The organism is Pseudomonas sp. UBA4617 (assembly GCF_002386445.1).
In the GTDB taxonomy this organism is placed as follows: Bacteria; Pseudomonadota; Gammaproteobacteria; order Pseudomonadales; family Pseudomonadaceae; genus Aquipseudomonas.
The window spans coordinates 1,057-16,356 of sequence record NZ_DGIR01000052.1 but is presented as its reverse complement, the minus strand read 5'-3'; the positions used below and the strand labels follow the sequence as shown (position 1 = coordinate 16,356).

The window sequence follows — 15,300 nt, the reverse complement described above, 5'->3', positions numbered from 1 at the left end:
GGACGGTGCCCCGCAGCTGTTCGTCAGGCGTGGCTGTAGCGGCTCAGCACGTTCAGCAGATCACCCAGTTGCGGGTTGAGGAACACCAGGCTGGCGGGTACCTGGGTACCCCACATCTGCTGTACCCGCGCGCACAACAGCACGGCCTTTAGCGAGCTGCCGCCCACCTCGAAGAACTGCGCCTGTTCATCCAGCGTCGCGAGTTCCAGCACCTCGCACAACAAAGCTGCCAACTGTTCGCGGGCTGCCGGCCGTTGCCCAACCTGGGCTCGTGGCAATGGCTGCAGGCGCTGGACCAGGTTCTCGAACGAAATCGCCGGCTGGCCGGGCAGGGCTTCGAGCAGGGCCCGCAGGTCTTCGCCCAACGCCTCGATACTGGCCGGCAGGAACAGGTCGGTGGCGTAGGTGAAGGTCGCGATCAGTCCCTCTTCGCGTTCGCTGACGTCGAGCATCAGGTCGAACAAGGTGCTGCGTTTGCCGTGGTCTTGCTGCAGCGGTTCGATGCTCAGGTTGCCGAACGCCGAAGAACGCAGGTTGCGTTCCTGGTGCAGGTCGAACATCACCTGGATCAGCGGCACGGCGTGTTGCTGGGCGCCTGGCAGGGCCTGCAGCAATTGTTCGAACGGCAGGTCCTGGTTGGCATGGGCATGCAGCAGGCTGTCACGCACCTGGTGCAGCACACTGTCGAAAGGCGGGTTGCCGGACAGGTCGGTGCGCAGTGCCAGGGTGTTGACGAAGAAACCCACCAGCCCCTCCAGCGCCTGGTGATGACGGTTGGCGATGGGGATGCCGATGCGAATTGCCGACTGCCGGCTGTGACCAGCCAGCAACACGTTGAACGCTGCCAGCAAGGTCATGAACAGCGTGCAGCCCTGTTCGCGGCTGTAGGCGTGCAGGGCCTGGGTCAGTTGCGGGCCGAGCACCAGGCTGTGCTCGGCGCCGCGATGGCTGGGCAGGGCCGGGCGCGGCAGCATGCACGGCAACTGCAGCAGGCTGCGGTCCTGGCCCAGGTGCTGCTGCCAGAAGTCCAGCTGCGGCTTGAGTACCGTCGGGGTCAGCTCCCGGCGCTGCCATTGGGCGAAGTCGGCGTACTGCAGCTGCGGCTCAGCCAGCGGCGAGGGCTGGCCGTTGCTGAAGGCGCTGTACAGCGCGACCAGCTCGCGGGTGAACACGCGCATCGACCAGCCATCGAACACGATATGGTGCAGGGTCAGCCACAGCACATGTTCGTCGGCGGCCAGGCGTATCAGGCCGGCGCATAACAGCGGCCCTTGTTCCAGATCGAAGCGGTGCTCGGCCTTGGCCTTGAGTTCCTGCTGCAGGCGCAGGTCACGTTGCGGGGCAGGCAAACGGCTGAGGTCGATCAGGCCCAGGGTGAAGGCTTCGGCAGGTTGCACCTGCTGCACTGGCACGGCACCGTCCAGGGCGAAGGTGGTGCGCAGGCTTTCGTGACGCTGCAGCAGCACGCTGAAGCTGCGCTCCAGCGCCGGCAGGTCGAGCGCACCGCGCAGGCGTACCGCCTCTGGGACATTGTAGGTGGTGCTGCCAGGATGCAGGCGGTCGAACAGCCACAGGCGCTCCTGGGCAAAGGACAGGCGCAAAGGCGCCTGGCGCTGCTGCGCACTGATCGCTGGCAGCGTCGGGGCTTCGGCCTTGGAAAGGGCTTGCTCGGCGAACGCGCCCAGGGTGGAATGCTGGAACAGCGCACGTACCGGCACCTCGATGCCCAGGCTGCTGCGCAGGCGCGAGACCAGCCGGGTGGCGGTCAGCGAGTGGCCACCGAGTTCGAAGAAGTTGTCGTCCAGGCCCACCTGCTCGACCCCCAGTACCTCGGCCCACAGTGTCGCCAGCGAGGCTTCGTGCTCGTTGCGCGGTGCCCGGTAGCTGGCTCGGCGTTCACGCACGGGTGCCGGCAAGGCCTTGCGGTCGAGCTTGCCGTTCGGGGTCAGCGGCAAGGCGCTGAGCATCACGTAGGTTTTCGGCACCATGTGCTCGGGCATGTGCAGGCCCAGGTGCGCCTGCAGGGCGATGGCGCCCGGGCAGGCATCGCGGGCGACCACATAGGCGACCAGTTCCGTGTCGCCGGCATCGTTGCTGAGGGCGACAACCGCCGCCTCGCGCACGCCGGGGTGGCTGAGCAGGCGTGCTTCGATCTCGCCCAGCTCGATACGGAAACCGCGGATCTTGACCTGGTCGTCGAGGCGGCCGAGGAACTCGATGTCGCCCTGGGCGTTGACCCGGCCGAGGTCACCGCTGCGGTACAGCAGGCCGCCGGCAGGGTTCAGCGGGTTGTGCAGGAAGCGCTCGGCGCTGAGGTCCGGGCGGCCCAGGTAACCCTGGGTGATGCCGGCGCCACTGAGGTAGATCTCGCCAATCACACCGGCAGCCACCGGGCGCAGGCGGCTGTCGAGCACCTGCACCTGCATGTTGGCGATCGCCTTGCCGATCGGCAGCACGCCGTGCTCGTCGCCACGAGCGCGGTAATAGCTGCACCACACGGTGCCCTCGGTCGGGCCGTACTCGTTGTACAGCTGCGCCTGCGCGCACTGCTGTTTATGCCGGCGGGCCAGGCTGGCCGGGCAGGCTTCGCCGGCAACGATGGCGCAGCGCAGGCTGCCCAGGTGCTCGGCAGCCTGTTCCAGCACCTGCGCGTACAGCGAAGGCAGCATCAGCGTGTGGCTGATCTGCCGGGCGGCGATCAGCCGGCCCAGGGCCAGGGCGTCCTGCACCTGGTCATCCTGCGGCAGGCACAGCTGCCCACCTTGGGCCAGGGTCCAGAACAGCCCGGCCACCGAGCTGTCGAATGCCAGCCCCGAGACCAGCAGGAAGGCCCGCAGCGGCTCCGGGTAGGCGAGCAGGCGCGCCGAGGTGGAATGCACGGCGTTGCGGTGCGAAACCATCACGCCCTTGGGGCGACCGGTGGAGCCGGAGGTGAAGATCAGGTAGGCCAGGCTGTCGCCGTCGGTCAGCGGTGCCAGGCGCTGTTCGGGCAGGTCGTGCTCGGCCAGGCGGTCGAGCCACAGGGTGCGGTATTCGCCCTGGGGCAGGCGGCTTTCCAGGCTGCTCAGGCTCAGCAGCAGGGCGGCGCGGGTCTGCTCGAGCATGTCGCTGAGGCGCTCGGCCGGGTAGCTCGGGTCCAGCGGCAGGTAGGCGCCACCGGCCTTGAGAATGCCAAGGATGCCGACGATCGCCTCCAGGCTGCGGCCGATGAACAGGCCGACGGCCTGGCCGGGTGCCAGGCCGGCCTGGCGCAGCTGGTGCGCCAACTGATTGGCCCGTGCCTCCAGCGCCTGGTAGGTAAGTTGTGCCTCGCCGTGGCTGACCGCGATGGCGTCTGGCCGGGCGGCGACCTGGTGCTCGAACAGCTGGTGCAGCAAGGTCGGCACTGGCTGCTGCACCTCGGTGTGGTTCAGTGCCGCCAGCCAGGCATGGTGAGCGTCACTGATGCCCGAGGCGTCGCCCAGCGGTTGCTGGCAGGTGGCGCTGGCCTGGCGGCAGAGGGTGAGGAACTGATCGAGCAACAGCCCGGCGGCGTCGGCGTGCAGACGGGCGGCATCGTAGTGCAGCTGGAAGCTGAAGCCTTCCGGCTGCACGAGCACTTCCAGCAGCAGGCTGTGGGCGCAGGTTTCGCCGTGTACCGCCAGCACCGGCCAGGCCGAGGCCAATGGCCGGCGCAGGCGGAAGCCGAAGGGCGTGTCCTGGGCCTGGGCCGGCCACTCTTCCTGCCAGGTGCGGGCCTGTTCGAGCAACTGGGCGAAAGCCGGCAAAGCGTTGTCCAGGGTGGCCTGGTCGTCCGGCTCCAGGCACAGCGGCAGGCGCTTGGCATAGGGCCCGAAGGCGTTCGCCGTGGCGCTGTTGCGGCCATCGTCAGCCCAGCCCAGCAGCACCTGCGGCTGGCCCAGGTGGCGCTTGAGCAGCAGCGCCCAGCAGTAGCCGAACAACGCTTGCGGGGCGGCATCAAGGCCGGCCAGGGCGCTGCCGATCAGGTCCTGGAAGGCGGCGTCCGGTGTTTGTGCAAGGCAGGCTGGCTGCGCCGACGCGGTAACCTCGGCGCGTTGGAACGGGTGCAAGGTCAGGTACTGGTCGGCGGCTTGCTGGCGCTGCCAGAAGGCGCGCCCGGCATCGCTGTCGCTGCTGCCCAGATGCTCGAATTGCCACTCGGCGAAGTCGGCGAACTGCACTGCTTGCTCGTCTGCCGGCTGGCCCTGGTACGCCGCCTGCCAGGCGTCGAGCAGCAGTTGCAAGGTGGTGTAGTCGGCGTTGGCTGCTGGCACGGCCAGGCAGGCACGCAGCGGTGTCGTATGGATTAGCGCCACTGCCAGGCTGGCCTGGCCCAGTGCCTCTTGCAACAAACCGTGCAGCGCCGCCTGCGACGGCTGGTCAGCGATTTCGCGCCAGTCGATGTGCAGCTGTTCGGCGATGACCTGTACCGGCTGTTGCATGCCGGGGCTGGCCACCAGCCGCGTGCGCAGGATCTCGTGCTGCTCCAGTACCTGCGCCAGGCTGCTGCGCAAGCGCGCCAGGTCGGTACCGTCAGGGACGGCGAAGGTCAGGTACAGGGCGTCGTCGCGCCCGTTGGCACGGGCCCAGTGGGCATTTTGTTGCAGGGCGGGGCGGAAGCCCTCGATGGCGATGCTGGACATGTGTGAAAACCTTGAAGGGTGGGCAGGGAAACCGTGAACCAGGCTGGCGCGTCAGGGCTTGAGCGCCACCTCCGTGCTGTTCAGGGCCTCGGCCATCGACACCAGGATGCGTCGCGGACTGTCGTATTCGTTACGGGCATGTACCGAGAGCATGTTGTCCAGCAGCAGCACGTCGCCGTGGCGCCAGGGGAACTCGGTCATGTGCTGCAGGTAGATGCTGCGCAGGTGTTCCAGCACCTGTGGTTCGATCGGGCTGCCGTCGCCGTAGAAGGTGTTCTGCGGCAGGTCGTCATCGGCGAAGTCGGCCTCCAGGGCATCGCGCACGCTGGGCGGCAGCGTGCTGACGTGGAAGAAGGTGGCGTGGTTGAACCACAGCGTCTCGCCGCTGCGCGGGTGGCGCACCAGCGCCGGGCCGACCTGGCGAGTGCGCAGGCGGCCGTCGGCCTTCCACTCGGTGCGGATGCCGACACTGGCGCAGTAGGCATCGACCTGGGCACGGTCCTCGGTCTGGAACACCGTCTGCCAGGGCAGGCCAAAACCATCGCCATAGTTGCGCACGTACATGATGCCCAGGCGGGCGAAGCGTTCACGCACTTCGGGATCGATGGCACGGGTGATTGCCCGGGTGTCGCCGATCGGCGTTTCGCCGCGCGCCAGCGGGGCGACGTCGCACCAGAGGAAGATCTTCAGTGGGAACACCGGCGAGTAGGAATGCTCGTTGTGCGGGAAGATGCGCTGATCCTTGGGGTAGTCGGTGGAGGTGTAGATGTTCAGGCGCGGGTCTACCTGGGTGCGCGGCGAGGCGCGGAACTTGTACTCCAGCGCGCCGCCGGACAACGCGCTGATGCAGTCGTCGAAGGCCTGGGCGCTGGCCACCGGGAAGCCGCGGAACAGCAGCGCGCCATGCTCGAGCAACTTGCGCTCGATCAGCTCGCGGTTGGCTTCGGCCCAGGCGACCAGGCTGACGCCGGGGCTGGCCGGTTCGCACACGGCGGTGTAGACGCTGCCCGGGTTGAGCGGGGTGAAGCGGACCAGGGAATCCTCGTCCACACGGATTGGTTTGCGGCGCATGCCGCCCAGCTTGGCAATCGCGGGGCCGTTCATGTGTTATCCCTCCATAGAGTCGATGGTGATGCGGCTGCGGCGACGGCTGCCGCCCAGGCGGGCCAGGCTCTGTTCGCTTCGCGCACTCAGGTGCTGCATGCGTTGTTCCTGCAGCTGCGCACGCAGCGGCTGGACCAGCGTTTCCACCGGCAGCTCGGGGGTCATCACCAGCTGTTCGAGCAGGCGCGTGAAGGCGCTGGCGAAGGCCCCGGCAGCATGCTCATCGAGCAGGTCGGTGTTGTATTTCAGGGTGCAGGCCAGGCCGGCCGGGTGCTCTTCCACGCTCAGGTGCAGGTCCAGTTGCGACTGGCCATGCTCGATGCGTTCGGGCAGCACCTGCAGGCCTGGCAGTTCCAGGGAGCTGTCGGGTTGGTTCTGCAGCACCAGCTTGGCCTGGAACAGCGGGTTGCAGGCCAGGCTACGCACCGGGTTGAGTGCTTCGACCAGGCTGCTGAAAGGCAACGCCTGGTGGCTGAAGGCCTCCAGTACCTGCGGCCGCAGGCGTTGCAGCAAGGCGTTGAAGCTGGGGTTGCCGCCAACGTCGCCGCGCAACGCCAGCTGGTTGATGAAGAAGCCAACCAGGCTCTCGGTCTCGCTGCGTTCGCGGTTGGCCACGTCGGTGCCGATCACCGCCTGGGTACGCCCGCTGTGCAGATACAGGTTCAGTTGCAGCACGCCCAGCAAGCCCATGAACAAGGTGGCGCCATGCTTCAGGCACAGTTGCCTGAGGGCCTGGGCCGGGGTCGCAGCCACCTGGAACGACAGCCGTGCGCCCTGGCCGCCGAGCACCTCGGGGCGTGGCCGGTAGCTGAACAGTTCGAGCGGCGGCAATGGCTCGCCCAACGCCTGGCGCCAGTAGTCCAGGTGGCGCTGGCGGGTCGCGGCGTCGAGCTGCTGGCGCTGCCAGGCGGCATAGTCGCTGTACTGCACCGGCAGTGCGGGCAGCGCCGCGCTGGTGCCGTGCAGCGCCGCGCTGTAGAGCTGGCCAAGTTCGCGCACCAGCACGCCCATCGACCAGCCATCGGAGACAATGTGGTGCATCACCAGCAGCATCAGGTGCAGCTCATCGTCCAGGCGCACCAGGTGCAGGCGCAGCAGCGGCGCCTGACGCAGGTCGATCGGGCGGGTCGCCAGGTCCACCAGCAGGCGCCGGGCGCTGGCCTCGCGCTCGGTTTCCGGCAGCAGGCCGAGGTCGTGCCAGTCCAGCGGCAGCTCGAGGCTGTCCTGCACCTTTACATACAGCGTGCCGTCGTCTTCGTGGAAGCTGCTGCGCAACGCCTCGTGGCGCTGGCTGAGCGCCTGGAACGCCTGGCGCAGGGCGGCCAGGTCGAGGCGCCCGAGCAGGCGGGCGGCGCTGGGGATGTGGTAGGCCGCGCTGCCCGGTTGCAACGCCTGCACCAGCCACATGCCCTGCTGGGCATGGGACAGCACGCGGCGGCCATCGCTCGGCAGCGCGGCGACGCCGATGGCTGCCTGGCGGTCGGCACTGGCGTTGTCCAGCAGGATGGCCAGCTGGGCGATGGTCGGCGCCTCGAACAGGCTGCGCAGGGGCAGTTCCAGTTTCAGCGCCTGGCGGATGCGGGCCACCAGCTGCGCGGCCAGCAAGGAGTGGCCGCCGATGGCGAAGAAATTGTCGTCCATGGCGATCGCCTGCTCGCCCAGCACTTCCTGCCACAGGGCCAGCAGCTGCTGCTCGCGCTCGCTCTGTGCGGCGCGCTGGTTGCTGCCCTGGGCGCTGTAGTCCGGCACCGGCAGGGCGGCGCGGTCGAGCTTGCCACCCGGGGTCATGGGCATCTGCGCCAGGTTCACGAACGCCGCGGGGATCATGTAGTCCGGCAGTTGCGCGGCCAGGTGCTGGCGCAGTTCGCTGGCATCCACAGGTTGATCGTGGAACACCAGATAGGCCACCAGACGGCGGTCCCCTGGGCGGTCCTCGCGCACCAGCGCCAGGGCCTGGCGCACCTGTGGGTGGCTGCGCAGGTGCGATTCGATCTCGCTGAGTTCGATGCGAAAACCGCGCAGCTTGACCTGCTGGTCGATCCGGCCCAGGTACTCGTAGCTGCCGTCAGGCAAGCGCCGGGCCAGGTCGCCGGTGCGGTACAGGCGGCTACCGGGCCGGCCGTAGGGGTCGGGGCAGAAGCGCTCGGCGGTCAGGCCGGGCACGTCGTGATAGCCGCGGGCAAGCAGCTCGCCGCCGATGCACAGCTCGCCAGGGACGCCAGGCGCTGCCAGGTTGTCGTCGCGGTCGAGCAGGTAATAGGCGCGCCCACGCAGCGGCGCGCCAATCGGCAGTTGCAGCGGCAGCGGCTCGCTGGCCAGCAGCGCGGTGCAGTCCTGGATACTGGAGACCACGGTGATTTCCGTCGGGCCATAGATGTTGAGCAGGCGCACGGCGCCCAGGCCGGCCTGGCGCCAGGCTGCGAGGCCGGCGCTGGGCATCGCTTCGCCACCCACGCTTACCAGGCGCAACGCGCCATAGGCGGCGTGCGGTTGGCGGGCGAAATCCTGCACCAGCTGGAACCAGTAGGCGGTGGTCAGGCAGGCGGCGACGGTGATGCGGTGCCGGTACAGACGGGCATGGAACTCGTGGCTGTCCCACAGCTCGGGGCCGCGCACCACCAGCGCCGCGCCGCACACCAGCGGTGGGAACAGCTGGTCGACAAAGCCATCGAAGTTGAACGTCGAGAACTGCAAGACGCGGTCGTCGGCGCCGACGCCGTAATAGGCGCGCGCCACTTCGCTGTAGCCGGCCAGCGAGCGGTGGGTGACCGCCACGCCCTTGGGCTTGCCGGTGGAGCCTGAGGTATAGATGACATAGGCCAGTTGTTCGCGCTGTACCGGGCGCGTGCTCGGCACCCCGGCCAGCGCCGCCGCGTCGGCGTCCAGGGTGGTGACGTCCAGGCACGGGCGCTGGTACGGCGCCATGCAGGACGCGGTGTCCGGGGCCACCAGCACCAGGCAGATGTCGGCATCCTCGATCATGTGCGCCAGGCGTTCGCTGGGGAATTGCGGGTCAAGGGGCACGAAGGCCAGCCCGGCCCCCAGCGTGCCGAACACGGCGGCGATGATGTCCAGGCCACGCGGCAGGCACAGGCCGATACGCGCTTCGGCGGGCAGGCCCAGGGCCAGCAGGTGGCGGCTGATCAGCGCGGCACGCTGCTGCAGGGTGGCATAGCTCCAGGTGTTGTCGTCGTGGATCAGGGCGATGCGTTGTGGCTGTTCGGCCGCTTGCGCGGCCAGCCGCAGGTGGACCAGCTCTGGCAGCGGGCCTAGGTCCAGCGCAGCCTGGCAGTCGGCGAGCAGGCGCTGCTGTTGCGCGGCGCTGTACAGCGGCAGTTGCGCGATGCGCGAGGCGGGCGCCTGCACCAGGCTGTGCAGCAGGGTGGCATAGCTGCCGGCATGCTCGGCAAGGGTGGCGGGTTCGAACAGGTCGGCATCGCCGGTCAGGGTCAGTTCCAGTGCGTCGCTGCGCTCGACCACGGTGAGCACCAGGTCGAACTGCGCACTGACCTGCTTGCGTTCGATCTCGTCGACTACCAGGCCGGGCAGTTGCAGGCGACGCGGGGTGGTGCCGTCAAGCAGGTTGAACATCACCTGGAACAGCGGCGAATGCTGCAACTGGCGCTCGGGTTCCAGGGCCTGGACCAGGCGCTCGAACGGCAGCTGCTGGTGGGCCAGGGCCTGACGGCGGGTCTGCTCGAGGGTGTCGAGCAAGCGGTCGAAGCGCAGCTGGCCGTCGAGCTGGCAGCGCAGCACCAGGGTGTTGATGAAGCAACCGATCAGCCCTTCGGTCTCGACCCGGCTGCGGTTGGCCACCGGCACGCCGACACGCAGGTCGGTCTGCCCGCTGAGGCGATACAGCAGCACGTTGAATGCACCCAGCAGCACGCTGAACAGCGTTGTGCCACGGGCCTGGGCCAGGTCACGCAGGGCCTGGCACAGCGGCGCCTCGATGCGCAACGTATGGCGGCTGCCACGCCCGCTCGGCTGGCGCGGGCGTGGGTGGTCGGTGGGCAGTTGCAAGGTCGGCTGCTGCTCGCCCAACTGCTCGCGCCAGTACGCCAGCTCGCTGGCCATGGCGCTGTCGCCGAGGCCGGTCTGCTGCCAGACGGCGTAATCGTGATACTGGATCGGCAGGGCCGGCAGGCTGCTGTCGCGGCCTTGCACAGCGGCGCTGTACAGGGCGGAGAGTTCCTTGACCAGGATACCCAGCGACCAACCGTCGGCAACAATGTGCTGGGCGCTGAGGACCAGCACGTGCTCGTCGGCAGCGAGCCGCGCCAGCAGGCCGCGCAAGGGCGCCTGGCCCAGGTCGAAGGGGCGGTTGCTCTCGCTGTCGATCAGTTGTTGCAGGCGCGCGCTGCGCTGTTCGCCAGGCAGCGAGGACAAGTCCACCTGGGCCAGGACCATTGGCAGCTGGTCATGCACGGTCTGGCGCGCCTGGCCGTTGGCCTCGTCGAAGGTGGTGCGCAGGATCGCATGGCGGGCGATCAGCTGGTCAAAGCTGCGCTGCAGCGCCGCGCTGTCGAGGCTGCCGCGCAGGCGCAGGGCGGCGGGCATGTTGTAGGCGCTGCTGGCCGGGTCCAGGCGGTGCAGGAACCACAGGCGCTGCTGTGCCCACGACAGCGGGTGCGGGCCCGGCTCGCCGGCGGCGACGATGGGCAGGCGGCTGAGGGCGAAGCCTTGCGCGGCCAGGGCGCTAGCGAAGGCCTGGCGTTTTTCCGGGGCGAGCCTGGCGATACGCTCGGCCAGTTGCTGGGGGTCGAGATGCATGGCTTCAGCTCCGTGGTACAGGGGCGGACTGGGCGCGGGCCTGCAGGGCGGCACGCTGCTCGGGTGACAGCGCCGCGAGCTGGCGGCGCAGCTCGGCGATCTTCACCAGCTTGCCGGGCTGGCCTTCGCCGGCGCGCAGGGCTTCGCCCAGCGCCGCTACGCTCGGGTGGTCGAACACCAGCGCCGGCGCCACCTCCAGTTGCAACAGGCTGCGCAGGCGGGTGCACAGCTTGATGACGATCAGCGAATGGCCGCCCAGGTCGAACAGGCTGTCGCTGATGCTCACCCGCGGGCGTTCGAGCAGTTCCTGGTACAGGTCGACCAGCAGCGCCTCGAGGGCATCGCGCGGCGGCACCGCGTGCTGTTCGCTGGCCTGGCTGTCGGTACCTGGCAGTGCGGCGAAGTCGACCTTGCCGTTGGCCAGCCGCGGTAGTTCGGCCAGGCACAGCAGTTGCGCCGGTACCAGGTAGTCCGGCAGGCGACCGCGCAGTTCGGCCAGCAGCGCGGCGCTGTCACGCTGGCTGACGGCATGCGCCAGCAACTTGCCGTCGCGGTACTGCACCACGGCCTGGCTGACCCCCTCCAGGGCCAGTAGCGCGGCTTCCAGCTCACCTGGCTCGACGCGGAAGCCGCGAATCTTGATCTGCTGGTCGACGCGCCCGGCCAGGTGCAACTGGCCGCTGGCCGAAAGGCGCGCCAGGTCGCCGCTGCGGTACAGGCGCTGGCCGGGTTGCAGCGGGTCGTCGATGAAGGCGTCGGAGGCCCGGTTGAGGTAGCCGCGGCAGACCTGCGCCCCGCCGATGTACAGCTCGCCCAGAGCACCGATCGGTGCTGGTTGCAGGCCGGCCGGGGAAGCCTGAAGCAGGCGCACCCAGGTGTTTGCCAAGGCCTGTTCCAGGGGCAGCGGGTTGCGCGGGTCTGGCGTTTGGTCGAGGCTGTAGAGGACGCCGACCGTGGTTTCGGTCGGGCCGTAATGGTTGTGCACGCGGCTGGCCGGGGCCAGTTGGCCGATGCGCTGACGCAAGGCCGCAGGGCAGGCTTCGCCACCGAGCACCAGCACCTGGGGCAGGGCGATGGCTGACTGGCCGTCGAGCAGCGCTGCCAGGTGCGACGGCACGATCTTCAGGCAGTCGATCTGCCCGTCTTCGAGGAAGCGGGCGAAGGCGCTGGCGTCCCGGCTGGCGTGGTCGTCGGCCAGCACCAGGCAAGCGCCGGTCCACAGCGCGGCATACAGGGTGGTATTGCCCAGGTCGGCGGCCACCGAGGAGATCAAGGCGAAGCGCTTGCATTGGGCCAGGCTCAGCGCCTCGCTGATCGCGGCGGTGTAGTTGAGCAGTTGGCCATGTTCGATCACTACGCCCTTGGGCTCGCCGCTGGTGCCCGAGGTGTACAGCAGGTAGGCGGCATCATCCAGGGCGATGTCGCCGCTGGCTACCGCACCAGCAGGCGCTTCGAGCAATTCGCCGAGGGCGATGCCGTGCGCGCCGCCGATCACCAGCTGCGGCTGGGCATCGGCCAGGATCCGCTGCTGGCGTGCCGCTGGCCAGGTCGGGTCCAGTGGCACATAGGCGGCGCCCGCGCGCATGACCGCGAGCAGCGCCAGCAGCAGCTGCGCCGAGCGCGGCAGCAGCAGGGCGACAGCCGCACCGCGCCCGATGCCGCGCGCCTGCAGCACGGCCGCCAGTTGTTCGACCTGGCCATGCAACTGGCCGTAGGTCAGGCTGAGCGCGCCGTCCTGCAACGCCGCTGCATCCGGGGTGTGCTGTGCCCAATGGGCCAGGCGCGCGATCAGCGGGCGGCTACCGAAGTCGCGCTGCGGGCCGCGCAGGCGTTGCTGCAAGGCCTGGTGCGCCGGCGGGCTCAGCGGCAGTTCGAGAAGGGCACGCTGGGCCGGCTGTTCGACCAGTGCCTGCAGCAGGTGCAGGTATTGCTCCAGCAGGCAGCGCAAATCGGCCTCGGCGTAATGCGCGGTAGGCGACTGCACGCTCAGGGCCAGCACCCGCTGGTGCGCGTCGAGGGTGGCTTGCAGTGCCAGGGCGAAGCCCGCATCGGCGCCGGGCAGGGCCTCGACCGACCAGTGCAGGCCGCCGCTGGTGAAGGGTGCGGTGTCGCGCACCAAGGTGAAGCCGACCGTGCGCTGCAGGGTATGCGCAGGGTCGTTGACGTTCCAGTACTCCTGCTGCTGGGCGTGGCCGTCGAGCTGTTCGGCCAGTTGCTGCAGCCAAGTGTCGAAGGGCTGGTCGAGCTGCGGTGCCAAGGCCAGGGGCAGGATTTTTTCGTAGGCGCCGATGCCGTTGGCCAGGGCTTCGTACTCGAAGCGGCAGTCCTGTTGCCAGCCGCCGATGAACCTGGTGTCACCGCCGATGCGCGCCAGCAACGCCCACCAGGCCGCCTGCAGCACGCTGCCCACGCTTTGCGCGCTGCGTTGCGCCAGGTGTTCCAGCTGTGCTTGCAGGGCTTCGGGCAGGGCCTGCTCGACGGCGTTGCCTGGCGCCTGCGCAGCGGGCTCGCGCAGGCCGCCCAGGCGCACCGGCGCCAGCGCCTCCAGGCCCAGGCCGGCCCAGTAGGCGCGCCCGGCAGGGGCTTCTTCGTCGGCGTCGAGGTCGTTGCGCCATTCCACGTACTGGCTGTACTGGAACGGCTCCTCCAGGGCCGCGTCGGGCTGGGCGTACAGCGCTGCCAGTTCGCCCAGCAGGTTCTGCAGGCTCAGCCGGTCGGCGGCACAGGCGGCGACATACAGGTCAAGGCGCCACTGGTCGGCCCCCTGCGAACGCAGGATGGCGCGCACCAGGCAGCCTTGCCCGACAGCCAGTGGCTGGGCGGCCAGGGCGTGGGCGTCGGCGTGCTGGTCACTACCCAGCAGGTGCCAGTCGAGGCTGGCCGGTACCGTGCTCTGGCGCAAGCTGCGGTACAGTGTCGAAGGGCGCAAGGCCGCGCGCAGGCTGGTGTGGCGCTGGATCACCTGCAGCAAGGCTTCGTGCAGGCGGCTTGCCTGCAATGGCCCGGCGAGGTTCAGCCCAAGGTGCAGGGGCGCGCGGCCGAGCTGTACGGCCAGGGCCTGTTCGGCGCTCAGTGGCAAGTCCTGGTTCAATTCCATGGCGTCGTTCATCGTGTGCTTTAGTCCTGCAGTTCCGTTGCGTTGTGTCGGGTGGCCAGCCGGGCCGGTTCATGCATGTCGCCCATGGCGACGGCGATCTTGCGTGGGCCTTCGTATGGGTCGCGGGCGTGGGCGGCGATCAGGTTGTCGAGCATCACCACATCGCCGCGCTGCCAGTCGAAGCGCACCGCGCAGGCTTCGTAGAGGCGGCCGATCAGGGCCATGCTGGCGTCGTCGATCGGGCTGCCGTCGCCGAAGTACACCTGGCGTGGCATGCGTTCGGCGCCGACCATCTTCAGCAGGTCTTCGCGCACCTGGGCGTCCAGGCAGAAGCTGTGGTGCAGCTGCACCTGGTTGAAGAAGCTGGGTTCGCCGCTCAGCGGGTGACGGATCACCGCCGGGCAGCGGGTCCGCGTTTGCAGCTCGTCATTGGCCAGCCAGCGGAATTCGGTATGGCTGGCCCGGCACAGGGCCTCGACCTCGTCGCGGCTGTCGGTCTTGAAGAATGCCCGCCAGTTGACGTCCAGCCGTTCGGTAAAGGTGCGCAAATACAGCAGCCCCTTGCGTTCGAAGGCTTCGGCCAGCTCGGCCGGCAGTTGCCGGTACAGCTCGCGGCAGTCGACGATCGGCGTGGCACCACCGACCGGCGACGGTTGCTCGCAGTAGAACCACTGCTTGCGCGGCGCGCGGGGCAGGTGCGAACTCTCGTTGTGGAACAGGATCATCTCCCGCTCCGGGTAGGGCGTGGAGCGGTAGATGTTGCGCCCGCCTTCCTTTTTCGGCAGGTCGCCGTAACCGCCGAACAGGCCGGGGTGAATGGCTTCGGCAAAGGCTTCGAAGGCTTTCGCGTCATCCAGGGCGAAGCCGCGGAACAACAGGCCACCGTGCTGGCACAGCAGGGTGTCGATCAGGTCCCGCGAGCTTTGTGCCCAGCCCACCGGGTCGAGGTCGGCGGCCAGTGGCTCGATCAGCAGCGGGAAGGTGCGGCCAGCCTGCAGCGGCGCGGTACGGATCAGTGGCCGCGGTGCGGTGGCCCGGGCCGGGAGTTTTTTCAGCTTGTCGAGCTTGCTGGACGAGGGGGCGGGTTTTGCCAAGGCCGGTGTCTCCACGAGGGGCAGCGTGACGGTGAAATGGGCAAGGCTGGCGTGCGGCTGTTCCACCACTTGCTGCAGCAGGTTCAGCCAGGCGCCGATCAGCGCGTCGATGCGCTCGCCCTTGAACAAGGCGCGGGCGTAGACCCAGTCGCCGCGCATGACGTCGCCGTGGCGTTCGAGGAACAGCGCCATGTCGAACTTGCTGGTGCGCTCGGCCGCAGGCTGCATGCGCACCTCCAGGCCAGGGATGGAGAAATCGCCCGACGGCGTGTTCTGCAGCACGAACAGCGCCTGCACCAGCGGGTTGCGGCTGCGCTCGCGCGGTACTTGCAATGCCTCGACGATGCGGTCGAACGGCAACGCCTGGTGTTCCAGGGCTTGCAGGCAGGTGTCACGAGTGCGGCCGAGAAACTCGCGCAACGTCTCGCCAGCCAGGCGCCGCGAGCGCAGTGGCAGGACGTTGACGAAGAAGCCGATCAGGCCATCGAGGTGGGCGTGCTCGCGGCCAGCCACGTCGGTGCCCAGCAACAGGTCATCGGCATCGGTGACGCTGTGCAGCAGCAGCTCGAAGCTGGCCAGCAGCAGCATG

Annotated in this window: 5 protein-coding genes; all 5 read right to left on the bottom strand. The window is 68.8% G+C overall.

Translation table 11 applies throughout. From position 1 onward, the window contains the following. Positions 1 to 23: 23 nt before the first annotated feature. Positions 24 to 4,643 carry a non-ribosomal peptide synthetase gene (locus tag B4L76_RS21910; RefSeq protein WP_296235210.1) on the bottom strand — a complete coding sequence of 1,540 codons (4,620 nt, stop codon included), beginning with the start codon at positions 4,641 to 4,643 and terminating at the stop codon, positions 24 to 26. Positions 4,644 to 4,694: 51 nt separating this feature from the next. Continuing rightward, positions 4,695 to 5,747 carry a TauD/TfdA family dioxygenase gene (locus tag B4L76_RS21905; RefSeq protein WP_296235209.1) on the bottom strand — a complete coding sequence of 351 codons (1,053 nt, stop codon included), beginning with the start codon at positions 5,745 to 5,747 and terminating at the stop codon, positions 4,695 to 4,697. A 3-nt stretch (positions 5,748 to 5,750) separates the two neighbouring features. Then, on the bottom strand, positions 5,751 to 10,520 hold the full coding sequence (locus B4L76_RS21900) for a non-ribosomal peptide synthetase (RefSeq protein ID WP_296235208.1): 4,770 nt from the start codon (positions 10,518 to 10,520) through the stop codon (positions 5,751 to 5,753). A gap of 4 nt (positions 10,521 to 10,524) precedes the next feature. Further along, entirely contained in the window at positions 10,525 to 13,629 is a 3,105-nt protein-coding gene (locus B4L76_RS21895) for a non-ribosomal peptide synthetase (RefSeq protein WP_296235207.1), read from the bottom strand. 8 nt (positions 13,630 to 13,637) lie between these two features. Beyond that, the coding region (locus B4L76_RS21890; protein ID WP_296235206.1) for a TauD/TfdA family dioxygenase at positions 13,638 to 15,300 on the bottom strand (1,663 nt) is incomplete at its 5' end.